Source organism: Micropruina sonneratiae (assembly GCF_025972045.1).
In the GTDB taxonomy this organism is placed as follows: Bacteria; Actinomycetota; Actinomycetes; order Propionibacteriales; family Propionibacteriaceae; genus Micropruina; species Micropruina sonneratiae.
In genome coordinates this window covers 101,004-125,675 of sequence record NZ_JAPDHX010000007.1, presented here as the reverse complement: position 1 = coordinate 125,675, position 24,672 = coordinate 101,004, and the positions used below count along the sequence as shown (strand labels likewise).

15 protein-coding genes and 1 pseudogene are annotated in these 24,672 nt (G+C 63.2%); 7 read left to right on the top strand and 9 right to left on the bottom strand.

From position 1 onward, the window contains the following. Positions 1-1,661: 1,661 nt before the first annotated feature. The 7 genes from OIE40_RS15910 to OIE40_RS15880 all read left to right on the top strand — a co-directional run bounded on the left by OIE40_RS15910 (position 1,662) and on the right by OIE40_RS15880 (position 16,544). Positions 1,662-2,825: a S1 RNA-binding domain-containing protein gene (locus tag OIE40_RS15910; protein ID WP_264703857.1), complete on the top strand. Its 1,164-nt coding sequence runs from the start codon at positions 1,662-1,664 to the stop codon at positions 2,823-2,825. Further along, entirely contained in the window at positions 2,797-4,428 is a 1,632-nt protein-coding gene (locus OIE40_RS15905) for an AAA family ATPase (protein ID WP_264703856.1), read from the top strand. Before OIE40_RS15910 ends, OIE40_RS15905 begins: the two co-directional genes overlap by 29 nt. Then, positions 4,425-5,507 (top strand): hypothetical protein, encoded by a 1,083-nt coding sequence (locus OIE40_RS15900; RefSeq protein WP_264703855.1) that lies wholly within the window; start codon positions 4,425-4,427, stop codon positions 5,505-5,507. The genes OIE40_RS15905 and OIE40_RS15900 overlap by 4 nt, the downstream gene beginning before the upstream one ends. 294 nt (positions 5,508-5,801) lie before the next feature. Further along, on the top strand, positions 5,802-8,645 hold the full coding sequence (locus OIE40_RS15895) for a hypothetical protein (protein ID WP_264703850.1): 2,844 nt from the start codon (positions 5,802-5,804) through the stop codon (positions 8,643-8,645). Beyond that, positions 8,645-9,733 carry a hypothetical protein gene (locus tag OIE40_RS15890; RefSeq protein WP_264703848.1) on the top strand — a complete coding sequence of 363 codons (1,089 nt, stop codon included), beginning with the start codon at positions 8,645-8,647 and terminating at the stop codon, positions 9,731-9,733. Before OIE40_RS15895 ends, OIE40_RS15890 begins: the two co-directional genes overlap by 1 nt. After that, on the top strand, positions 9,730-15,312 hold the full coding sequence (locus tag OIE40_RS15885) for a DEAD/DEAH box helicase (protein WP_264703845.1): 5,583 nt from the start codon (positions 9,730-9,732) through the stop codon (positions 15,310-15,312). Before OIE40_RS15890 ends, OIE40_RS15885 begins: the two co-directional genes overlap by 4 nt. Before the next feature lie 47 nt (positions 15,313-15,359). Then, entirely contained in the window at positions 15,360-16,544 is a 1,185-nt protein-coding gene (locus OIE40_RS15880; protein WP_264703843.1) for a RecB family exonuclease, read from the top strand. On the opposite strand, the gene OIE40_RS15875 is transcribed toward OIE40_RS15880, so the two are convergent. The 9 genes and pseudogenes from OIE40_RS15875 to OIE40_RS15840 all read right to left on the bottom strand — a co-directional run bounded on the left by OIE40_RS15875 (position 16,541) and on the right by OIE40_RS15840 (position 24,416). Beyond that, positions 16,541-18,376, bottom strand: coding sequence for a DUF4338 domain-containing protein (locus tag OIE40_RS15875; protein WP_264703841.1), 1,836 nt, complete (start codon positions 18,374-18,376; stop codon positions 16,541-16,543). The two genes, OIE40_RS15880 and OIE40_RS15875, sit on opposite strands and share 4 nt — an antisense overlap. A 134-nt stretch (positions 18,377-18,510) precedes the next feature. Continuing rightward, complete coding sequence (locus OIE40_RS15870) at positions 18,511-19,329, bottom strand: hypothetical protein (protein WP_264703839.1); 819 nt, start codon at positions 19,327-19,329, stop codon at positions 18,511-18,513. Between the two features lie 237 nt (positions 19,330-19,566). Next, positions 19,567-19,872 (bottom strand): annotated as a pseudogene (locus OIE40_RS17090) (ATP-binding protein); the annotation flags it as partial. Positions 19,873-20,099: 227 nt separating this feature from the next. Next, positions 20,100-21,365, bottom strand: a complete 1,266-nt coding sequence (locus tag OIE40_RS15865) for a hypothetical protein (RefSeq protein WP_264703837.1) — start codon at positions 21,363-21,365, stop codon at positions 20,100-20,102. Next, complete coding sequence (locus OIE40_RS15860; protein WP_264703835.1) at positions 21,362-21,646, bottom strand: hypothetical protein; 285 nt, start codon at positions 21,644-21,646, stop codon at positions 21,362-21,364. The genes OIE40_RS15865 and OIE40_RS15860 overlap by 4 nt, the downstream gene beginning before the upstream one ends. Beyond that, a complete protein-coding gene (locus tag OIE40_RS15855) occupies positions 21,643-22,716 on the bottom strand; it encodes an ArdC family protein (RefSeq protein WP_264703833.1) in 1,074 nt (357 codons plus the stop codon). The genes OIE40_RS15860 and OIE40_RS15855 overlap by 4 nt, the downstream gene beginning before the upstream one ends. Then, positions 22,703-22,882 carry a hypothetical protein gene (locus tag OIE40_RS15850; protein WP_264703831.1) on the bottom strand — a complete coding sequence of 60 codons (180 nt, stop codon included), beginning with the start codon at positions 22,880-22,882 and terminating at the stop codon, positions 22,703-22,705. Before OIE40_RS15850 ends, OIE40_RS15855 begins: the two co-directional genes overlap by 14 nt. 438 nt (positions 22,883-23,320) lie before the next feature. Then, a complete protein-coding gene (locus tag OIE40_RS15845) occupies positions 23,321-24,127 on the bottom strand; it encodes a hypothetical protein (RefSeq protein WP_264703829.1) in 807 nt (268 codons plus the stop codon). 52 nt (positions 24,128-24,179) lie between these two features. Beyond that, complete coding sequence (locus tag OIE40_RS15840) at positions 24,180-24,416, bottom strand: hypothetical protein (RefSeq protein ID WP_264703827.1); 237 nt, start codon at positions 24,414-24,416, stop codon at positions 24,180-24,182. Positions 24,417-24,672: the final 256 nt, after the last annotated feature.

Genomic DNA, 24,672 nt, shown 5'->3' with positions numbered 1-24,672 from the left:
CAACCGGGCACTACCGTGGGACACGAGAACCTCCGGTGTTGATGTGACCTTCGACAAGCCACATCCCATCCGGGGGTTCTCGCTCAATCAAACCGGCACGCTGGTACCAACCTCATGGCCGGGTACACCTAGGCCCCGCTCGCTTCTCGATCGGGACACCTTCAGTCGACGTCTTGCATACGTCAATGATTGGCACCCGCTTAGTAGCAGGCCCCCCGGTCTTCTGGACCGTTCATATATGGCCATGGCTAGGCGATTCACCGAAATGCCGCACACCAGCGATCAAAGCTGAACGCACACGAATGAGACCAAACTTCCAACCTGGCTTCCCACCTGGCCGTTCGATTGGTGAACTGTCGCGCATATCCTCGACACGGTGCCTCGCCACCAATCCGCCTCTGTCCCGCACGGTCAGCGCGCAGCGTGGCTATCCCGAGAGGCTGCATCAGACTCGTGGAAGTTGTTTCTAGAGGTGCGGTTCTTGTGACCGCACCCCTCGCAAGTCCACGTGTACTTACTGTCATCGAACCCTGACGGCCCGTTCAGTAAGCGTTGCAGCGATCGCAGTACCACTCGACGTACGGGAATCGTCCGCTCAAAGTGCATCCTTCTTCACGACCGTGTGGCAGTTGGAGCATTTCAATTGGTTCGTCGTGTACGGCTGCAGTTTGTACTCGCCGCACACGGGGCACCGATGACCCTTTGGCACGCTTCTCTCGCTTCCCCCGATGCGACCCCTCAGTGCGTCGCCACAGCCATGACAATACCCCAAACAATGATTGATCGCGGAAGCAGGTCTTGGCTAGGTGTTTTGATGTCAATGCCGACGCGAGGGCCCTCAAGACTGGTCGACACGGGGTTTCTGTAGGTGACCCAGGCCACTACGGCGCTGCCTGAGCCGGCCCCTGGCCTGGCCACGTCCCTCAACGCGCAGCACTTTGAGAGACAGATTCCGCAACGAGGTCCCAGAGCTCATCGCCTGTGGACTGACCGCAACTGAGGCATGGCGAGACATCGACTTCCGCACCGATAACTGGTCAGTCGAACCGGAGCCAGGTCGTTTGACCTTCATGGTGAGAACTGGCGCGTCCATGATTGGGAAGTGCCCCCAATCGCCATCCGGCCGACCGACCTCGCTGTCCAAACCGCCGTCAGCCGCGCACTTGATACGCTCATTTGCAGCGGGGTGCCGAGTTGCATGGATTAGCGCCGGGGGTTCCGTCCTGCGACCTAACCCTCCCGCGCTCTTGATATGCATGCATATCCGGCGGAGTGCTCGCCCGTGATGACGGCGTCGCCAGAAGCGACCTGGCAGCGCTTTCGCTACATCACCTACACGGGGCTTGACACGCTCCGAAAGCCGTGTAAGGTTTCTCGACTTTGCGCCGGACGAACATCACGCGGGAGGAGGCGATCATGGGCAAGGGATACGCGAGCGGAGGCCCTTCCGAGGCGGTTCATCCGCGGGCGGTTCCGGCGGCGGATCGTACTCCTCGGGCGGGTCGTCAAAGGGTAGAGGCGGGCCGACGTCAGCCCGCTCATACGGTGCTAGGCCGCAGGGCGAGTCGCCGGCGCTCAGTGGTTCGGGCAAGGCTGGATCCTCCTCCGGTGGGTCATCGAGGGGTAACGCGTCCTTCACGCCGGGTGCAGCGAACACACGCATGTGGTCGCAGCCTGCGACTCCGAAGCAGATCGCGGCGCTGAAAGCGCACGGCAATCACGACGGCAAGTACTACAGCAAGGGCCGCGCCGGCCAAACGATCGGCGAATCGGTCCGCAGCAACCGCACCACCACGGGCTCGCTCATTCGAGTCATGGGCGGCCAGCAGCCACCTCTGACGCGGGGCGACTTCGTCGACCAAGACGTCATCGAACACGCCCGCTGGGCGCTGGAACGAGTCTCGTACCCCGAGGCCACCATCACCGCCGCGGCCGCCGAACACGACTTTGCCGCAAACAAGAAGGGTCTCCCCATGAACCAGCTCGCCCGTGTCAGCACCAGCAGCGTCGCCTCCTTCGTCGCCATGTCGACGAAGGTCGCCACAGGTGTAGTGCCGTTTGACTACATCCAGGAGTTGGAGACGATGCACATGACTGCCGTCTTCGACCAGGTTGGCGGTGATCCGCGCCAACTCCACAACCTGGAACGGGCCTGGGCGATCGCCAAGATCTACCTGTCGAAGGAGTTCGCCCAAGCGGAGAACGAGCTGATCGCGATTCTGCGTGAGGCGCCGTCGGGAACCTTCGCATGCCCTGAGACGATCGCCCAGGAGGTGCTCCGGTCGGCCTGTTCCGCCGATCTGGAGAAGGCCCTCCTCTACAAGGCTCACCAGGACCAAGGAGCGAGCAGGTCCAATCAAGTGTTCGATCTGCTCAGAGGATCGAGCAGGTCCTCCCAAGTCATCGATGTGTTGTACACCGAGGTGCGGCACCGAGTCGAAATGGCCAAGATCATCGCCCACGGCATGGTCGACGTCGCCAAAATCAAGGCCGCCGTTCCGCCTGCCAAGTCCACCGGCTACCGGCCATGCTGGGGCGAGGTCACCCGCGTCAAGCCGTCACTCGGCGCGTTCATCACCCTGCCGTCCGGCGAAACCGGCCTGCTCCACGTGAAGGAGATGGCACCGCTCAACGGAGGCCAACGGGTCGAGGACGCGACCGTCCTGTTCAACGTCGGCCAGACGATCTACGTCCAGGTCACCGGGAAGCGGCCCGACGGCAAGCTCGACTTCGCCTGGCGGCCGCGGCCTGACAGCCGCCAAGTTCGTCAATACCATCAGGAGCCAAGGAGCAACCATGCCAAACTCGACAGACCGATCTGGTGAGAGTCCGAAGGCACTCGCCGGTCTCAGTTATGGCCCCGACTGGATCGGCCTGGACCGGAGGGAGATGGCTGCTCGTAGAAAGGTCCAGATCCAGCGCGAGGATGCGGCCCGGCAGCGTGAGGCTGAGCGGATCGAAGACGAAGTCCAACAGTTAACGGACTTCAACGAGCGCCTGCTCGCAGATCCTGCCGAGGACCTCAGAACTCCGCGGACGCCCTCTCGCATCGAGGATGCCGGTGCGACGCCCATCTCCAAGCCCCTTGAGATGAGTCGACCGACTGCACTCCTCGACCGGATCTACATCGAGAACCTCAAAGCGCTAGCGGGTGAGCACCGAGTGCAGCTGGCGCCGCTGACCCTGATCTATGGGCCGAATTCCGCAGGCAAGTCGACCATTCTCCGCGGACTGAAGCTCTTCATGAACGCAGTCAATGTAGGTCGCCGCGACGCGCTTCAGGTCTGGAGGAAGGCGTTTGAGAACTCGGTGGCGCTTCGGAACCTGCTCACCTGGGAGACTCCCGACCCGGACGATCCCGAGCGTGTCCACTGGCGACGTCAACTCAGGCTGGGGGTTGACTTCAGGACCGGAGACGGCGAGGTGGCACGAGCAGAACTTGAGTTCGCGCCCAATCCGATCGGCCCTGTCGACTACCTGACCTCCGGTCTGGGCATGCTCGGTGAGGCCGATCTGTCTCGCAAGATCATCGGCCTCGAGGACCCTGACCCATTCGACCCGGAATTCGATCCCGCGAGGGCCTTCGGCACGGAGTCGTTGGTGCCGTACGAGGTGCGAGAGAAGCGGCCCGGCGGGGACTGGACGAGCGAGATCAAGGTTGCCGACGCCGAGTTGTTCGCTCACCCCAGCACAGCGCTCAAGTCGGACCTCTTCGCAATGGCGTATTTGCTCAGGTACCTGGGTCCGCAGCGTGGGCAGCCAGGCGCCGCCTACGTTCCCCTGGAAGGCCCCTTCAACCGGAAGTTCCCACCGTTCGAGCTGGTGAACTACGGCCAATGGGGCATCGCTGACTTCAGAGGGTACGAAGTCTTGAACCAGATGATGAGCCAGCTAGAGGTTCCTTATGAGTTTGAGCCACGTCTCACCGCCGAAGGACTGCGGCTCGGCGAGGTTGCTGGTGACAGCGCCGCAATAGAGTTGGCGCGGGAATGGGATCTGAAGGACCTGCGTTCAGGCGCACTGGTCAGCCTTGACGAGGTCGGCTACGGAGTGGGGCAGCTATTGCCGGTAATCGACGCGTGCGTACACTCCCGGCACCAGCTCATCTGTGTCGAGGAACCAGAACTTCACCTGCATCCACGGTTGCAGTCGAGGCTGGGGAACCTGTTCGCAACCTCCATCACCGCATTCCGCAACCAGGTCATCCTCGAGACACATTCCGAGAGCATCCTGCTGCGTGTCCGACGACTCATTCGTCGAGGGAAGCTGCTCCCAGACGAGGTTGCGGTGCTCTACGTCGACAACAACACCGAAAATGGTGCCTCGGTTCGGCGAATACGGCTGGGCGCGCAAGGCGAACTCCTCGACCCATGGCCCACCGGTTTCTACGACGACCGCCTGGAAGACGTGCTCGGAGGCTGGGAGTGATCGGCCGATTCGCGCTCGACCCCCGCGCCTTAGCCGTCCCGAACGGGGGCGGGGCCGCGTTCCTGACGCAGAACCGGCGACTGGCCCGAGTCATTGAGGCCTTTGGTGTTCTGAGCTTGATGGGCGAGAAGGATCAACGAGAGTTGACTCAGGCAATCCTCGATCAAGCAAACACATTGGGTTACGACTTGTGGAGCACGGTCCTCAGTTCGCTCAACGATCGCGCGCACGGCGTCGTACGGATCAAGCCCTCACGAGATCTATCCACTCAGGACTACTGCGCGTTGGGTGACCTCGAAGGTTTCAGCGGCTGCGCTGATCTTGTCGTCGTCGACGGTGCATCTCGAATCCCCGGCCTCGGAACCCTCCTTGAGCAAGTTCTCTATAACGAGGACGAGTTCGTTCAGATCAACGATAACCTCGAACTCACCCTACCAAGCGCCATCGACGAATGCGAAACGATCACTTCGCTGCGAACGCTTCGGGAAGCCACCGTTATTCAAGCGGGCACTAATCGTACCGAGATATGGGCTCGCTACTTCTCACCTCTGGCCCGCCTATCAACAGAGGTGAGCATTTCCGATCGATACCTTTTCTCCGGCCTCCTCGTCCGTCGGCAGTTGCCAGAAAGTGCCGAATACCTAATCTGGCTACTTGACTCACTGGATCGAGACCTCCCCCCCAGTGCCAAGGTCAGTATCTACGCTTACAACGGTGCAAAGCTGGCCAAAGACAGCACCAAGAAGGAGGCTGAGCCGTTCGGGATCGAGGAAGTTGCGAAAGTGCTTCGAAGGCTCAACCACTGGAACCGCCCGGGGCAACTTCATGTGTTTCTTACAGATACCCTTTCGCACCCCCGTACGATCAACTTCAACTGTGGCCATGCGCTCCGCGCAGATGCCGGGTTCGATCACTTCAAGTTCAAGGACGATGGCCTGATCTCAGACCTCGAGTACAACTACGTTGGCCCAGGCCCGGGTATGAGGAGGATCGAGAGTAGTCTAAGTTCCGCTGAGAGCAAGGCGCGGCAATGGGTGCTCAAATCGAAGAAGGCTGGCTTCGAGGAGATTCCTCGGTAGACCGAGATCGGTGACGATCGGACCGGTTGACGACGGTGTCGAACGCCCGATCATTGATCGGCAGTAGACCGGTCATCGAGCTTTTGGGGGCAGAGACCGTTGGATACGCCATCGAGGCGATACCCTCGGCCAGCACGCACGGCCCAATTGGCGGTGGCCCCCCGGGTGTGGACGACGCTCGAAGACTGGTCGGTTTCCACGGCTGGAGTGAAGATTGTCAGTGACCCGCGTCACACTTTGGGGTATGGGTCTGTCGGAGACCCACAGATCTCCTGGATGAAAGAAGAAGCAAGAGTGGAGCCCGCCAACCTGCTGGACGTTCTGTCGCAACTCCAGTCGCACTTGGATGTTCACTTCCGCGATCTCCACCTGCGGCGAGCATCACTCGGCGGCAATTCACCGGTGTTCGCCCTTGAACACGGACTCTCTGACAGCGACCTAGAGTCGCTGAAGGCTTGTGTCCGAGACGCTGTGTCACGTGGTTTCCGCCGCCATTACTGGAGCCGTACATGGCTGCCTTTCATCGTCTACGCAGCCGAGGTTGGATACGAGTATGTGGGCAACGACTATTGGCCACGGTTCGAGGAGGTGACCCCAAGGTGGGAGGCCCACGGCGACCGGAACTGCATTCGTGAATTGTTCCGCAGGTTTGCAACAGAGTACGGCGGGGCAGTGCCTCAGGGTGCGTTCGCCGAGAACTTCACGATCATCGCTTGGCCGATTACACATGCCGTTCTGCCAGTGTACTTGCAGCGATACCTCGCGCAGTTGCTGTACGAGTTCCGAATGGGCCTCACCACTCGCCTCTTGCAACACCCTGAGGAGCTCGGCAAGCAGTTGGCCGCCCGCGCCTGGAACTACACCGAGCGTTTTCGAATCTTCTGCACGAATATATCGCTGCTAGGTCACGTGGCGGCCGCTCTGCTCTCTGGGGAAGGAGAGGAGTCCCCCTACCTACTGCACTCAACGCTGATGCGCTTGGTGGATGGCCTTGAGCAAGAACGTGAGGCGAAGTTGTGGCTGCAAGGAGCTCGCGCTGCCGCAACTTTGGTGCGAGCCCGTGGATTCCAGCCGGGTCGACCCTGCAGCGGAGGAGTCTGCGAGCCGCAGGACAGGCTGCCGATCCCAACCGATCCGCACCTGATCTTGCGCAACACCGGGCAGGGCTGGCATGCCTACGCACAGCTGCCCGACCTCAGCAATCTGAACCGTCGCCTTCCGCACGTGTACGAAGAACTGGCCCGTCGACAAGCCAGACTCGAAGGTGCCGACGACACCATCTTGGCGAGAGGTCGACTCGCCACTCAAAGCCCGCCAGTGCGACTCACCCGGTGGCCGAACCCCGATCGACCGTTCGTTCAGTTGCAGGACGGGAAGCAGGACGTGAACAACCTCCTACGCGACCAGGTCGAGATCACACGTGGCCCAATCTGGTTGTTCAAGCAGCGCTCTCCAGGTCTGGCCACCGAGGTGAAGGGTCGACTTGTTCACCCCGGCGACACCTACTACCTAGTGCATGACAGAACGTGGCACCCGACCACCGTTCCCGGTGTGAGGTCAGTACGGTTCGACATTGCTGACGCGACGGTGGTGCGGCTGACCGTGCCGGAGCGCCTAACGGATGAGGACTCCGCTGCACTCGTGGCCGCCGGGCTGAGCGTTCGGGCCGACATCGCCATTCGCCCGGTCGGTATCGCCGCGAGTTCGTGGGACGGTGAGGGCTCGGTCGAGTGGTTGGCAGGCGAGCCTGGGTTGATCGGCATTCGAGCCGAACAGATTCCTACCGGTGGCACCCTCACCCTCGCCGGCGAGAGGTACAACCTAGACTGGCCGGAGGGTGACCGAGAGCTCTTTCTGAGTCTGGACGATCTGCCGCTCGGGGAACACGAACTGCGGGTCTCGCTCACGGGTGGGCAGCACCAGACGCTTGCCGAGGGCTCACTCATGATCGCGATTCGCGACCCTGAGACGGATAGCTACGCGAGTGGAGTTGGCGAAGGCATCCGCCTCTTGACCTCGCCGGCACGCCCGACCATGAGTGAGCTCTGGGAGCCGGCGGCCGTCACAATCGTGGGCCCGGAGGGAATGAAAGTCGATCTGGTGGTCTCACTCCACTCCGAGACTGGGGCGCGACTCGGAAGAGTATCGCGCACCGTGGCGCTGCCCGTGAACGAGTCGAACTGGACTCGAATCGCCGACGATCTTCGGGGTGACAGGACCTTCAAGGCCCATTTCGATCTAGCCGAATCTCTGGAAGTGTCCGTGTCGCGAGCGGGCGTAGGTTTCGCCTCACTCAGAGCCGATCGAGGATTCCAGCCGCTGCGATGGCAAATCCTCCGCGGGCGCAACCACAGTCGGGCGCACCTGATCGACCGAACCGACGTCGACGGCACCCGGGTGCAGTTGTTCCGTGTTGAGAAGCCGATGAAGCCTGAAGATCTCGATCCGAGTATCGATCCTCTCGTTCCTGATACGGGGGGGCTCCTCCTTGCACGCTGTGGTGCCGGACTCGACGTCGCGACAACGGCACTTCTTCCGGCTCAGCCCAGCAGCGTGCTCGCGGCGAGAAGAGCCCCCGAGGTACAGTCCACTGCCCGGACTGTTGCAGGGCTCTTACAGTTGATCGACGGGCACCAGATGTGGGCCGACGCCGACCTACCTGGCGACGTTTTTGCCCAGCACCAGAGGAACCGTGTGCTTGAGGCAGTCACGCTTGCGCTCGTCTCTATCGTCGGCGGTGGACGGTGGGCCGCGGCTGAGCGCAGTCTTGCTGGCGCACACGATCGACTCAGGCACCTCAGGGATGCCGTGAGCGACAACATGGACCAGTGGCGTGTGGCCGACGCGATCTGCAAGCAACTGTGGGAGTGGAAGTCCCCCGTCGCCATGATCACCGGATTCACGAACGTCGTGGGGCCGACGCTCCGGCGTCGCGGACTTGGGGAACATCAATCTGCGCCTCGATTCCTCCTGACCTTGGCGGATCGGCCCGGCGAAGTTAAGCATTGGCCGGCCAGCGAGAGAGACCTCCTTATTCAGAAGGCACTGAACGCGCCGGTGTTGCTCCGACTGGCTCGATTGGCGGTGCTCGGTGTTCGGATCCTCGATGACGCCGACGACGAGGGAGGCTGGTCCTGATGGACATCGCGACTCGGAGAGCCGACGAGGTAGTCGCGCTTGCAGTGGCGACACTCGGCCTTGATCCGGAGATCCTCGTCCTAGAGCATCCCGAAACGATCTGCGCGTCCTTGCGTCGAGCAGCGTCATTCCTCTGCCCGACAACGCCGCGTGTATTGGTCGACACAACTTTAGAGGTCCTGAATCCCCTGCTCGACGAACCACTCGAGCGGGACGAAGTCGCGACTCTCCTCGAGCAGTTGATCTCAACCGGTGACCTACTGGAACTCGCCGAGGCAACACCCGAACGATCGACGCGCCTGCTCTATCTCGGTCCGCCCAGCTATGTTGAGAAGGTGCCGGGCCAATATCTGCTCACTGGCATCCGCTCCTCAGGTAAGGCGCTAGTGCCGGACGAGACTTCTGTTGAGTACGTGGGCCACAAAAGGGCCGTCGTGCTTGATAGCAGCGAGGCAGACAGCCAACTGAAGGCGCTTGGACTGCACCGAATCGGGACGAAACAGTGGATCGGCCAACCGAGTACCTCCCCTGCAAGCGCGTACCTTGAGCAGTTCCGACATCGCTTGGCCGTCGGACGCGCTGCAGGACACATCGACGGGCTCACGATTATCGATCCAGCGGCTAAACCAACGTACTACCACGGCCGATGGCGCCCGCCCAGCACCGGTGACAGTGGAGACTTCGTTGGTCGACGCCCACAGGCGTATGGATCCGACCTCTGGTGCCTTGTTCGTCTGGTGGACGGCAACGCGGAACGGCTCATCGACTTGCCCTTCGGTGGTTCGACATCGCCAGCCCGCGATCAAGCCTGGCGCCTACAAGCGGCGATCGATGCGGAGCGCGGGGCGCCGCAGTCCTTCCGAACACTCGCGATCCCAGGGGCAACGCCGACGGCGGAGTACATCGTCGACCTGTTCGCCCCGCTGCCCAGTTGGGCGGAGCGGTACCTGGAACTGGCAGGGAACCCAGTGGATAGGTCACGCGGCGCCCTATTCTCATATCGCATTCCCGCCGGCGCACTCGAGGAACTTCAATCGGTGCTGACCAGCACCTTGTGGATGAGCATGAATGAGGGAGAGGGCCAGTGACGGCAGAAGCACCCACGATCGCCGAAACGATTGACAAGATCCAGTCAGCACTGCGCGAGTACATCGAGGCGACATACCACATCGGCCACCCCATGTTGGTCGAACAGCGGCGAGCGCTTCTGGAACAAGAGGGCGTCATCTCCCAGTCACCTTTCATTGAGAGCACCCCGCGATACCAGACCAACCGCCGGTTCTCGGACCTTGAACTGGACGACGCAGTGCTGGAGTTGTTTGCGTCGCTCACGAGCAGCGTGGGGGGCGCCCCCCTGCTGTACGACCCCCCGTACACGCACCAAGCCGAGGCGCTTGAACTCACCATGCGAGACGCGTTGAGTCTCGCAGTCACGACGGGCACCGGCTCCGGCAAAACCGAATCCTTCCTGCTTCCGATGCTGGCGAAGCTCGCCCGAGAAGCCAAGCACAAACCCCAATCCTTCGCTCGTCCTGCGGTGCGAGCGCTGATCCTGTACCCAATGAACGCCCTGGTCAACGACCAGCTTGGACGCCTGCGACTGCTTCTAGGCGACAACCGTGTGTCCAGCCAGTTCCAAGGGTGGGCAGGACGCCCCGCCCGCTTTGCCCGCTATACGAGCCGGACCCTTTATCCAGGTGTGCGCAAAGTGGATCGGGATCAGACGAGACTCAGGTCCATCGAGGACTTCTACCTCGACCTCCTCGACCGTCAAGCCAACCCCGCTGCGCGCAACCACGCAGCCGCGGTCGACCTCGTCGGGAAGCTGAAGGAGCGAGGCAAGTGGCCGGCAAAGCCGGATCTCCGTGCCTGGTACGGCGACAAGGGCGCCCACTGGAAGCGCGCCGGCGAGTTCGTCCGCGCAGTCATGCAGCCCGAGGACTCCGAGCTACTCACCCGCCATGAGGTGCTCGCGGCCCCGCCCGACGTGCTGATCACCAACTACTCGATGCTCGAGTACATGATGATGCGCCCACTTGAGCGTCCTGTTTTCGACGCCACACGCGATTGGCTTTCGAGTAACCCACACGAGAAGTTCCTCTTGGTAGTCGACGAGGCGCACCTGTATCGGGGCGCAGCTGGCGCCGAGGTGGCCTTGCTGCTCCGCCGGCTGCGCACGCGGCTAGGTATCCCAGCAGATCGTTTACAAGTGATCGCCACTAGCGCCAGCTTCAGCGACCCTGAGTACGCCCGACAATTCGCCGCCCAACTGAGCGGCAAGGATGTGGAGGACTTTCGGACGATCCAGGGCAAGTTGGCGCTCCGAACGCGTTCTGGGGCTGGGTCCGCCGAAGATGCGGCACTTCTGGCCGGGTTACCTCTTGACGAGTTCTACGACGCCAACACGGAAGCCCAACGGATTTCGGCGGTCGCACAGTTGTTGGACGCGAGGGGAGTCTCGTCCTCATTAAGCACAAGCGTTGGTGGCCTTCTTCTAGATGCGCTCTCAACCTTCGAGCCGCTGGGCCTGCTCGTCAACGAAACGATGCAGGAGGCACAGCCCGTCAGCGAGTTGGGCACGAAGATCTTCCCCAATGCCGTCAGCGAGACGGCAGACCGGGCGGTCACCGCACTCGTGGCCTTGGGCAGCTCAGCTCGCCTCGACCCTGGGGACGCGGGTCTTCTGCCCTGCCGGGTTCACGCCTTCTACCGGGGTCTCCCGGGCCTGTGGGCGTGTGCCGACCCTGACTGTGGGGCGGTGGATGTCTCGCTGAATTCGACAGATGCTCCCGTGGGCAAGCTCTATGGGCAACCGCGCGAGTCCTGCGAATGTGGCGCCCGAGTGTTTGAGCTGTTCACTTGTCGGCACTGCGGATCTGCCTACCTACGCGCATACACAGATGACGTCGTGAACCCGAGCTCCCTCTGGCAAGAACCCGGCAGCAGCTTCCAGACCACGACTGGGGCAGTTCAAGAGTTGCAGCCGATTGATCTCTTGGTTGAGCAGCCGGACCCTCGCCAGGCCGCCGAAATCGCTGACCTTGACCTGATTACGGGACGGCTCAATCCGAACAGACTCGGCGCCCGCACAAGGAGTGTCTATCTTCCCGGCAGGCGTGACGGCGAAGTAGTCGACGCCGATGACGGCGGCGAGGACGACGACGGGGACAGCAAGATCAAGACGAGCGGCGAGTTCAAGCCATGCGGCGTGTGTGGACGCACTGCGGGATACGGTCGGTCGTCCGTCCAGGACCACCAGACGAAGGGCGACCAACCATTCCAGGCACTGGTTGCACGCCAGATCGAAGTCCAGCCACCATCTCAGCCTTACCGTGACTTTGCGCCACTTCGGGGTCGCAAAGTTCTCGCCTTCTCTGACTCTCGCCAGGTCGCCGCTCGCCTCGCGCCGAACCTTCAGAGCTACGCCATGCGCGACGTCATTCGACCAGTGATCATTCGCGGGTGGAGCGAACTCGGGCAGTTGCCCGGCCTCAGGAAGCAGCTCGGGCTCCATCATCTGGTTCTCGCGGCCCTAGTCGGGTCGAAGGTGTTGTCGGTGCGCCTTCGCCCCGAACTCCGGCAGAGCGAGTCGATGGGCATTTTGAAGGACGTTGGCCGCCTAATTGACGAGGGCGCCCTGGCCGGGGATGAAGACGCGCGCATGGAGCTAGTTACGCTGCCGATGCAGCCACCAGAGTCCTTGATGCGCGCCATCTACACAACTCTGACCGACCGCTACTACGGCTTGGCGGCACTCGGGCTGGCTTCACTGCGTGAGAGGGAGGCAGACCTACCAGCGCTACTCGCCGACCTTACCGATCTGCCGGGCATCGGAGACACGGAGAGTTCCAAGACCGCACTAGTTCGCCTCTGGCTGGCGCAGTGGGCGACACCGAGTCAGGGCATCTGGTTTCCGAGCATGACCGGCGTCTGGCGAGGGGTAAAGGGCGGGGTACGGCCACACGCCGGTAAGTTCCGCCCCTTCGAACGATGGATTGGTGACGCTCCTCTGACGAGGAAGTTCAATAAGGAGTGGCTTCCTGTTCTGCACCAGCGGTTCTGTGAGTCAGCCGGAGGAAACAAGTTCTATCTGCTGGCCAACAAAATCGCACTTGAAACCGCAGGAACCTGGGGGTACTGCGAGCGATGCCGGTTCACGCAGCGCCCCTTCCCTGGACTGACCCGATGCGTCAATTGCGGTTCTGACAGCGTGCGAACTCTTAACCCCGACACCGATCCGGTGTTTCAGGCGCGAAAGGGGTACTACCGCGCCAGCACCGTCCGAGCACTGGCAAATCCTCCCGAGCCACCAATGAGCATCATCGCCGCGGAGCACACCGCTCAGTTGAACGCGGCCCAAGCGGAGGCTGTCTTCTCCAAGGCCGAAGAACACGAACTCCTCTTCCAGGACGTAGACATCGAACTGCCGACTGGCGGTTCAGAGGAGCGGGTCGCTATCGACGTACTGTCCTGCACCACGACGATGGAGGTTGGCATTGACATCGGCGCGCTGTCCGGAGTTGCGCTGCGCAACATGCCACCATCTCGAGCCAACTACCAGCAGCGCGCCGGCCGGGCCGGGCGTCGCGGCAACGCCGTTGCGACAGTAGTGGCGTTCGGCAGTTCGGATACACATGACGACCACTACTTCCGAACGCCAGCAGAGATGATCCGCGGCGAGGTTGTCGATCCCATACTCACGATGGACAACGACGAGATCGCCATGAGGCACGTCATCGCCTACCTGCTCCAGCGCTACCACCAGGATCGGCTGCCTGTCTTTGATCCCCATACCCAGTCGTCTCAGCTGTTCGAGGTACTGGGGACGGTTCCGGACTTCATCGGTAACAGCTCGCCGCTCAACCGAACCGATTTCGCCGCTTGGCTCTCAGTTCATGAGCCGGCGCTCCGCGCTGACATCGACGACTGGCTCCCGTCCGAGCTGACCCCGACGGGGCGGGCATCAGTACTCGAAGATTTCATCTCGAGGACGCTTTCCAGCATCGACGAAGCACTCGACCTCACGGCTAACGCGACGGCGCCCAAACCAGCGGAAGGTGACCTGACGCCGGAACCCGAGGAGGTCGAGGCCGAAGGTCCCGCCGAGGATGGGGCGGAGGTCCCAAGACCGGAGCGAAGCCAGACCAATCTGCTCGACCGCCTGCTCTACAAGGGCGTCCTGCCGCGCTACGCATTCCCGACCGATGTCGCGAGCTTCCATGTCTTCGATGTTGACCAGTCGGCACCATACCGGGCCGCGTTCCGCTACGCGCCGAGCCAGGGCCTTCCCATCGCTCTCAGCCAGTACGCGCCTGGGAAGATCGTTTGGATCGACAACAAGGAGTGGCACTCTGGCGCGATCTACTCGCCAATCCAGTCTGAGCGCTTCAACGCGTGGAAGGCACACAAGCTTTATTTCGAGTGCAGGATCTGCCACTACGCGAAGTACTACGAACAGGACGAGGCACAGCCAGGCAACGAGCGGGATTGCCCCGCATGCGGTGGCGAGTTGACCTTTGGCAAGGCGATGGCATGGCTGCGTCCTCCGGGCTTTGCGCACCCCGCTTACGAGTCCGAAGGCACTAGTCCGGACGACTCCCCCGCGTCAAGCTATGCGACCCGGGCGAAGTTGGTTGCACCAGGTCCTGACGATGCTTCGGCATGGTCATATGTGACCGATCACGTCCAGCAGACCTACCACCGCGAGACGCTGATCGTGACCAACACAGGCCCGCGAAACGAGGGATACACGTACTGCTTCAAGTGCGGGCGGATCGAACCGACGGCTAGTCCCACGGGGACCGTCGTCGGGCAGCACAAGAAGTCCTACCCGGATGAACAGGAACCCACTTGTAGCGGGTCGTCTGCATGGAACGGCTTGGTCTTGGGCACCGACTTCATCACCGACGTGCTGCTCGTGCGTTTCTCAGTGGACTCGCCAGTCCGCCTGGCTCCACACCTACTAGCCACGCAGGTCGCGCTGCGCACGATCGCCGAGGCTATGACGATTGCTGCAACTGACCTCTTGGAGATCGACGCAACTGAGTTGCAGGCAGAGTTCCGACCAGCACTGACGCCCAGTGGCGCCGAGGGCCTGGAGGCCGAGATCTACCTGTACGACACCCTAGCCGGCGGCGCTGGCTTCACGCACAGGGTCCACGACCTCGGCGACAAGGTCCTCAGGGCAACGCTCGATCGCCTCGAACACTGCCCGGCTGGTTGTGACCAATCCTGTTACCGCTGCCTCCGCAGCTTCCGCAATCGGTTCGAACACGGCCTGCTCGATCGCAGGGTTGGAGCGAGTCTCCTTCGCTACCTGCGAGACGGTACCATCCCGACGCTTGATCCTGATCGACTCGAACTCTCGACAAGTCGGCTCTACAACGACTTGGTGGGACGAGGCATCCCCGGTGTCAGCTTCGAGCGCAACGCCACCGTCACTTTCGCGGGAATCGCGCCGGTGACAGCGCCGATCCTGGCAACTAAGAGCGACCGCCGGTTCATCTTCGGCGTACACAGCCCACTTGCACCACAACTCGCTCCCGACAAGTTCCTCAACGACGCGATGGAGTACCAAGTCGCAGTTCCGGTGCATCTAGTTGATGACATCGAGATTTCCCGCAGCTTGCCTAATGCGAGCCTGAGCGTCGAGAAGATCCTGCTGTGACAGCAACGGCCCGGACATTTGAGACTGGAGTGGCCCGGGGCCGTGCCGTGCTGGCAGATCCGCCGGAACACTGGAGCTACTCAACACTGAAGGACATCGCTGTCTGCCCGCTCCGCTACTGCTTGGAACATGCGAACTACCCGGACCTGTGGTCAGGCTACGGGTACCCGTCGCTGCCGTCCCTCGCCTCGCTGTTCGGGAACGTGGTCCATGGCGCACTTGAGGCGATCCTCAAGGCGCTCGCCAACGCGGGGGTTGCTTCGCCGAGGACCGCGGAAGCATCGGAAGTTCTCGTGACGCTTGGTGGGCTCCGTGCGGTCGTCGAGGATGAGACGGCGCGCCAGTTGGTACCACTTGAGACGAACCCTCGCCTGAGTGCTGACCGGAAGCGGCGACTCCAGCGGCAGTTGCGGGAACGGACGCACGATGCACGGGCCCAGGTTCAGACCTATCTGAGCCGAACACGGTTTGTACGCGGGGCCCCAAGAGCGGCCGTCGCTCCAACCGGCCAGCGCCACACATCCAAGGGAGATCGTCGGGCGCTCGCAGCCGGCTCGCACGCCGAGGTGAGGCTCGTAGCCGACAGCTTGCGGCTACATGGCCGCGTTGATCTCCTCACGATCGAGGATGCTCGGGTCGAGATAGTCGACTTCAAGACTGGTGCCGAGTCTCCGAGCCACGCGGATCAACTCCATCTGTATGCCCTGCTCTGGAACGCCGACGACAAGTCCAACCCAGGGCATCTGCGGGCAACCACCCTCACCGCGGCATATCGAGATCATGAGGTGAGCGTCGATGTTCCGGGCAGGTCCGAGTTCGCGGGGTTAGCCGCCAAGCTCAAGGCCGAAATTAATCACGCATCACAGGAGGCCGGATCTGACTCGCCGAGTGCGAACCCCAGTGCGGATACGTGCAATGGCTGCTCCGTGCGCCATCTCTGCCCTGCCTATTGGGAATCCGTCGCGCCAGCGAAGAGTTCTTCCCCAGACGACGACTGGTTCGACCTCGAAGCCGTCATCGGAGAAAAGAACGGACAGCGGAGCTGGTGGCTGCTCGACGGTGATGGGCGACAGCAGATGCTGCTCCGCGCCGCGACGATGGAACCGGGCTTCAAAGTCGGGGACCGGGTGCGGCTGCTCGGACTTCGCCCCGAGTCCGATCCCGAAGTTCCGTCCCCTATCGGCTCAATGGTCGTGACTACCGAAGTGTTCGTGCTTGAGTCCAGCACCTAGGAGGGCTGCGCCATCAGCGGAAGCTGATCAACTGCGCCATCACTCTCGGGGAGCCGCACTCGAGCGCCATGGGTGATCGGGCGAGTGAGGCGATGAGCCTGCATGGCGTCGCGTACCGGTTCCTGAGCCGCGCGCCTCGCTGCCCATCGGACCAGCCACCAGTCGGCAATCCGCTGGTCGCCATCCTCAACCTCTGTGTCCAATAGGTAGTCCGGCGTCGAATCGACGCCGATCGAGTAGTCCGTCAAGTTGCTCACGAGAGGGACGCCATAGACGATGCGTTCTCTGCCGTGCTTGAGAAGGTCGTCTGTCGGCCAGCCGAGCGCGGACAAGCCGAGACGCACCTTGCGAAGTCGCGGACTTACTCCTTCCCCGAAGAGGCTGTTCACACGCACTGATGAGTCCTTCAGCACCGAGAATCGGAGGAGGGCCTTTACCGACTCATCGGTCAGGTGCGATGTCCCATACGATCTAGATCGACCTAGCTCGTGGAAGCCCATGCGCTGACCTGCTGGCCCGCCCAGGACGTCCGCTGGCCAGTAGAGGCGGTTGTATTGGCTGGAACCAGTTCCATACAGGGACGTCGTGGCAATCAGCGAGAGCCGGGACTCGCGCACAACTGGACGCCCAGCCATCGACGAGGCGATCTCACTGGGTCGGTTGTACTTCCGCTGGTACGCCTCCAGGACTGTCGGGGACACAGCAAGAGCGCCGACGAGCTTGCCCGCAGCGAGCGCGTTGTACGGTGCGATCGCCCCACAGACGGTGAGGTCAGCGATCACCGTCCCAACCCTCTCGCCCCGCGCCCTTCGAACTAGGCGCCGCAGTTGAGTTCGGGCACGCGCGTCCTGAAGCGCATGACGCAGTCCTTCGACCGACGACTCAGGGAGAAGGTGTGAGCCTAAGACCATCCGAATATCGAGAGCTTCCGCCAGTGCAGCGGCACGCTTGCTTCGGAAGAGGTCCGTCTGCGCTCGCGCAACCCAATCCCCCCTGTCGATGCTGCGGACCTGACGGATCGACGCCGAGCGATGGTGTCGCTGTCGATGTCGCTCCGCGTCCGCGTTGAGCCGTGCGATAGCGTCGTCAGTGGGCGCGGTGAGATCTGACGGCTGCAGGACTCCGTCACGGAGCAGGTCGTAGACATAGATCTCGTCCTGCTGGGCCTGAATGCGCGAAGCCACCCAGCGAGCAGCCTTCTCGGTCGGTTCTTCGGAGAGACCGCGAACGAAGGTGTCGGTCTCCCAACCCATCCAGGTGTCACGCTCAGCGATCTGAACGATCGGACTCGACACAGCTGCCAGGCCGATCACCGCGTGGTAGGGGGTGACGGCATCCCGGATCAGAATCGACATCGAGCGGCCCGGCACCGAGGCATATGCGTTCGACCATGTGTGCCGGAAGTACCGCCAGATGTCCTGAAGTCTGAATCCCGTCAACGTGCACGTCGAGTCATCGACCACCTGCACATACGGCCTGATGGCGGTGCTGCCGATCGGATCCTCATCGAGTGCAGCCGACAGTTCCCGTCCGTCCCTCATCAAGTCGAAGATCGACACCAACCGATCGCCGTGGACATGCGGCTGCTCCATCCCCAGGACGAACCGACGAACGCTTGGCTTTCGAAGCTGCTCATCCCTTCGCAGGTGCTCCTGGCTCCTGATCCGAGCCTTCTCTGCAGCCCTGTCGCTACGAGGCGCGGGCGGGGAGAACAGAGGGCCGAGTCGGTCGACCTGGACGGTCCATCCCTGTGCGACAAGATCGATGACTGTGTGAGCAGCCGCCGCCAGGGTCGGCTGCACGTACAGGTCGCCCAGTTTGGCCAGAGCCATCCAGTCGTCGTGGGTTCTACTCGGTGATTCACTGAGCGTCTGGGCAGAGAGGAGTCGGCAGAGCCGAAGGTAGCCCTGCCTCTCGCGCCTAGGCGTGCCGCTGGGAAGATTTAGCGGAATGTACTTGGTTGTGGTCATGCCTTCTGCAGCATCCGTCCGTAGGTTTCGCCTAGTTGGTGAATCAAGTGATCAGCGTGATCGGGCGCTGAAAGCACGCTTCGCCCTAAGGCTAGAAGCAGTAGCTCGATCGCGGTGCGCAGCCCCGAACCTGTGTCCTCGGGGAGTGCTTGGAGGGGCTGGTAGATCGCCTTGAACGCAGGGTGATCCACGTTCAGTTGCACCTCCAGGACGCCGTCGTGGAGGTTCGTCGCGAGCATCGACTCTGCCGGCAACTGCGCCGTACCGATGCGGTAGCGGAGCGAGTGACCCGCTCCGCCGGCGCCGGAGAGCACCGGCAAGTCGGGGTCTGCTGCTTCCGCAACCCGGCAGGAAGCCTCGGCTGCGGTCTGAAACTTCACGTCCTCAAAGGCCTGTCGAACTCGTGCGTTCAGGATTCGCGCGATGGACTCCAATTCCGGCGCGATCGAGTCCCGCAACTCTGGCGATGGCCGGATGCCCTGCTTGTTGATAGTGATACCGAAGTGCTCGTCGAGAATTGGCTCGAACTCGATCTCGCAGCGCCACCAGTCGTCGTAGTTCTCTTTCCGCTTGCTACCCATCAAGTACCAGCCGTGGGCAATCTCGCGACCAGCCCGCAGCACTGACACGCCGCCTCCTCCCACGATGCCGAGGTGGCGTTTAGAGACGCTGTCCAGGTGGTGCCACCGCTGCACTGGAAGCAGCGCGAACCGGACTTTCACCTGCGCGGTGCCGCCACCTGGCACAGACACCTCGTAGACCTGCTGATCGAACACGACGCTTGCCGCTGCACCCTCAATCCTCTTGTCGAGCATGAGGGGATCGTCGGGTGCCAGTGCCCTACCGTTCAGAGTGAGTGACCATCCGGACCTTAGGTACCGCCGGTACATCCGGCCTAGGTCGCGCCGCAGCGCTCGCTCGAGCCAACCCAGTCGGCGATAGTCGATCCGATCACACGAGCGCCAGGCAACCCGGCACCCAGACGCCGTCGAAGACTGCCCAACGGGTCGCGCCTCTAGAGTCGCCGGAATGCCGGCTGCGATGGCGTCTACATCGAGCGCCACCTGAAGGACAGGCCCATAATCCTGCCAGGCCGCGACCTCGACTCTACGGGCTTGGCTTAGCGAAGCCGCCGGAAGCCCCATCCCAAACCGACCGAAAGACGACCGCCCATTGAAACGAGCAGAACCTCCGAACCGGAGGCAATCCTCGAGTTCTTCCCGGGACATTCCGGCCCCGTTGTCCTCGACCAGCACCTGCGGCAGCCCAGTCCCGAGGTCTTTAGAGACACTAATGGCAACCTGAGTGGCGCCTGCCTGCAGCGAGTTGTCTAGCAGTTCCGCCAGCGCAGTCGACATGCTGAGGTAGCCAGACTCGCGCACCGCCTGAATGAAGTTCGCAGGGACCACGAGACTTCTGGCTGCGTTCGGTTGTTTACTCATCATCAGCCCCCATCTAGCGGAAATGACACTGGATCAGAGTAGCTGCTCGAGGACGGCTCTCGACCCCAGCCTCGCGAAGTTGTGGACAACGGTGGAGCAGCGCCAGGTTGTGCATAACCTGGGCCTGAGCCGGGAGCCATACGCTATCGCCCGACATCGAAGAGAGGGCTCTGAGGCGCGTGGGGTCGGGCTGGTCCATGCCGACTGAGGACGGGGTCCACGCGTTGCTCGCGCGGCCAGCCTTCGGGCAAGTGAGCGCCTGCCCGCGTCGCCTGGATCAGTTGAGTGACTGCGCGCTCAAGGACGTTGTGAGCGTCCCGGGCTGCGTGGACGAGTCGCCAGCTGTCGGTGGTTCCGGGCGGCTGTCGAGTCCAGGCCTCGATCTCGTCGCCGCGGTAGTTGGTTCGGCTGGTGTGCATCCACAGTTCATTGTTGGCGGCGAGCCGGTCCATTGTTGACGCGTGGAGTAGGGAGAGCCTGGTCGCGGCCGTCATTGGTGCTCCTAGCTCATCCACCCCCGACACGGTGCTGGTGCACGCCTGTCGCACGTCCTGGCCGAGATGTCGAAGGATGGGCGTTTGACCGCCAAGCCGTATGTGCGGGGGCCAGGCGGCAGCGGTGCGCCAGAGCCGCGCAGCTTCGGCGAACCAACCGGCCAAATCCCCCGCTTGCGAGGTTGTGATTTCGCCTTCAACTACGGCGCGGTTCACACTCTGTCCGGCGGTGTGGCTGAGGAGCGCGAGGTTGCCGGCGATGGCTTGCATGGCCCAGCCGCTGACGCGGTAGCGCTCCTGCAGGATCAGGGTTGCCTCGGCGGCCCACGGTGTGACTGCGCCTTCGAGCCCCGGCGCTGTCGCGTTTGGGAGCCGAAGGCCTTCCAGCACGCTGGCGCGCCGCTCGCGCGGGACCAGTGCGAAGGGCTCGGTGACAACGATCAGGTCATCAAGTTGCGCTGGGAATTGGCCTGTCGTGCCTGGGAACCGTTGCGACGCAGTGACCGCGCGCGACCAGCGCGCGATCACGTGGACATCCGACAAGACGCTGGCTTCGAGTTTGATCGCTTCGGTTCCAATCTGTTCGCGCCGGCCACCACCTTGGAGGTGTTCGGCGAGTACGTCCGCGATCGCCCCTATCGTTCGCGACGTGCGGACCAGGCTGGGTGCCGGTATCGGGTTGACCAGCGGGTCACGGGGACCGTGGACGAGTGGGTCCAGAACTGTCCGCAACCCGGCCATCACCTGGGCGGAGCGTCCACCCAGAGGCAGCAGGCTCATCGTACGCCGGGTGGCTGCGGCGAGCTTCATCCATCCGGCGACGTGGGCGTTGGCAGTGTCGCGCTCGCTCGGGGTGCCGAGGTCGTGGACCTGTCGGTCGAAGAGGCGGATCAGGTCCGCGATGGTGGCGGTCATCGCGGACCGATCTGGACCGTGAGAGCGAGCAGTGCCGCCCAGGCGGCCGGCACCACCTGGTCAGGGATCTGGTCAAGCAGTGCTCGGGCGGCCGCCAGGGACCGTGCCGCGTCAGGTTCGAGCGGTGCGACGGCCGGGTCGAGGTCGTCGGGGTTGAGCAGACTCTCGATGTCCAGGCAGTCCAGGCCGAGGAGCAGGTCTCTGCTCTGGCCATTGAGCAGTTGCCAGGTGGCGTTGCGGACGTGTCCGATGGCCAGGGACAGCGCGTCAGAAGAAGTCATCTCTGAATCACCGTCTGCCGGCTGCGGTCGCTCCCCCAGGTTTGTGCTGCGCGTTCGTGCTGGACGCCGGAGGGATAGGCCGACGTTGTCGGTGTCCATCGTGGAGCGTCGAGGGTCCGGTTGATTTCGTGCTCGTAGGCGTCAAGCGCGTCTTCGGCCGGTGAGGGCTTGGGTTGGGTGTGGGCGAGGATCTTGTCGACGGTTTCGATGACTCGTTGTCCGGTGGCTCGGACGACCTGCTCGGGTGTGAGGTTCCCTTCGCTTTGGTGTGCCCAGCCGGTGACATATCGGAAGCTGTACTGGGAGGCGTCCAAGCCGTGGGCGCCGACGACCATGAACGAGACAGACTCGGCCTCGACCTCGCGGACTCCGCGGCAGTCCACGATGCCTTCCACCGTGGTTGGGTCGGCCAGCAAGACATGCCCGAGCTCGTGAGCAAGTACCCGGACGGCCATCGCCTCGTCGACGTCGTCGCGAACGCGGACGGTCCGTTCGGCGAAGCTGGTGAATCCGTTGGCCGCACCGCAGTCCCCGCGTTCGAGCATGAAGCCCTGCCGGGCCACGACCTCTGCCAGCGAGTCCCACAGACCGGGTGGTGCCTGGCCGGTCAGCAGCACCGGTGTCGGCACTCGGGGAGCGGGTGGGCCGTCGGTTTGGCTGATGTCGAACACCGGGACGGGTTTGACGCCGATGATCTTCCGGGTCTCCCGTGGCCGTCCATCGGCGTCGAGCACCGGATTGCCTGAGTGGTCCAGCAGTTGGGCTCGGCACATGACGGGTCCCAGGACGCGGATGGCAGTTTCGCCCTTGCGGACCTGGTAGCCCTTCGCTTGCCAGGCTCGGTAGCCGGCGACCGCGGTCGCGTCCGGTCGTTGCGCCATGATGGCGAGCCGATTGAGGAACGAGTAGTCCGTGAAACCGCGAGCGAAGGGCAAGAACGCCTCCCACTCAACCCGGTTGTCGAGCGAGCCAACCTGCTCGGCGAGGAGTTCGTGGAGTTGTTCGACTTGTTCGCGTCGCGCCTGGTCGGCTGCCTCCCGCTGCTCGGCGGTGTAGCTACGTGCGGGCATCGTCGTGCCGAATGACCTGCTGGTAGTGCCAGCGCATGTCGGCCAGTTCAAATGCAGGGACCACGTCGCGGTGCCGTTGTTCGATCTCGGTGAGCAGTTCCTCGCGGATCAGAGGCAGGTCGGATAGCCGGCCCTGAGTGGGTTCGGGTTGCTGGTCGTGGCTCATCGGAGTCTCCTTGTTGGTCAGCGGGCCAGGGATACGGCGGGGCGAGTCGTCCTCGGTGTACGGCGACGCCTCGGTCGTGGTCGATGCGGATGTCAGGGCGATCGTGGCTGCCGTTGGCGTGCGCCATGGCGGCCAGTACGAGGCTCATCAGGTTCCGGTCGAGGCCGGGCAGGTCGGCGTACAGGTTGACCGGACGCCCGCCGGCCAGCGACGCGACGATGCGCAGGATGCGTTGCTCACCGCCGGACAGTACGCAGATGGTGTCGTCGTTGATCGCCTCATGGTCGAGCCACCACCAACCGGGACGGTCGCATGGCTGGATCCATGGATAGCCCGGGTTCGCGAAGCGCCCATCGGCGGTGCGGACCAGCAGCTCCACAGCGGCCTCCAACGGGTAGAGGCCCTTAGCCCAGACACGAACACCCGCATGCGTGACAGTCACTGCGCACCCCCCGAACCAGCGACCGGCCGAGCCGGTCGACCACCGGCCCGCGGTAGGCAACCTGCAGACCCCGCCGAGTCCATGCGCCTGGCGAGGCGCTGCTCGGCAGCCTCGCTCATCGCTTCCTGGCGCCGACTCCAGGCCAGGTTCCAGCGGGGAGTGGTGATTGTGGCTGTGGCGACGAGGATCAGCATCACTAGGCCTGGCCAGTGCCCACGTTGGTACAGATCGACGACCGCGAGTGCGACGAAGAGCCACCGCACCCGCCAGGCGAAGCCGGCCAGTCGTATCGAGCGGACCGGACGGCATACGGTCCGGGCTGCGATCGCCATCAGCGACCACGGAAGGCAGAAGAGGTTCACCGACGCCGCCAGCCTCGAACGGTTCACCTCAGTCAGGGCCATGGCGCGCACCACGAGCCGGCACAGGTCCGCATCATCGAGTTGTCCCTCGCTGACCCGACGCGCCAGCCGCTCGTGAACCACGAGTTCGCGGGGGCCGCCAGCAACCACGTCCTGGGCCAAGCGAGTGCTGGTGAACAGAAGCGGCTGATTTCGTCCACGCAGCCACTCGACCGGGATGAGCGCCCGCCACACCAGTTCGGCCGCGTCCGACCTGGCCTGCCGGGCACCCAACCGCACCCGCAGCCCAAGGCGCGAGCGCCAACCGGCCACCAAGACCACACTGACGACGACCACAACACCGACCAACGCCGGCGACAGCACAAGGGCCACCAGCCACACCAATGCTGATGCGACGATCGCCGTCAGCTGGGCTCGGAGCCACGTCCACCGCCAGTTCATGCCCGACTCCCCTGCTCACAGTGCTCACTCGTGAACGACTGGGCGTCACTGCTCACGGTCGCGCCCTGAGCTTCTTGAGCCGGACGACTTCCTTCAAGGGCAGTGCGCACCGCTCGCCGATCTCGGTCAGGCTGACTCGCTCGTCGGCCATCGCGAGGATCGCCTGGGCTGCGGCCAGCTCGGCGCGGTCCCTGGCGACGATCGCGGCCACAATCTCGACCGCGGCATCCACAAGCCGTGCTTCACGCTCGGCCCAGACGCGCTTGCGGGTCGCGGTCGCCTCGTTCACCTGCCGACGCGCCTGCTGCCGCAACGTCTGGGACACCACACCACCTCCGGATCTTGGGACTTTCACTTCCCTAGGCCCAGAAGCCCGGCGATCGGGACACCCGCGGAGAACGTCGCCGCAGTTCCCGCACCCAACCCACACCCCATCAGACCGACCGAAGACAGCCACCCACTACCCCGACGTGTCCTCGGACTCCCTACCCGCCACTGAGCACGACCTCCCTCCATCAGGCGCGATCAGCGATCCAGGACCTTCA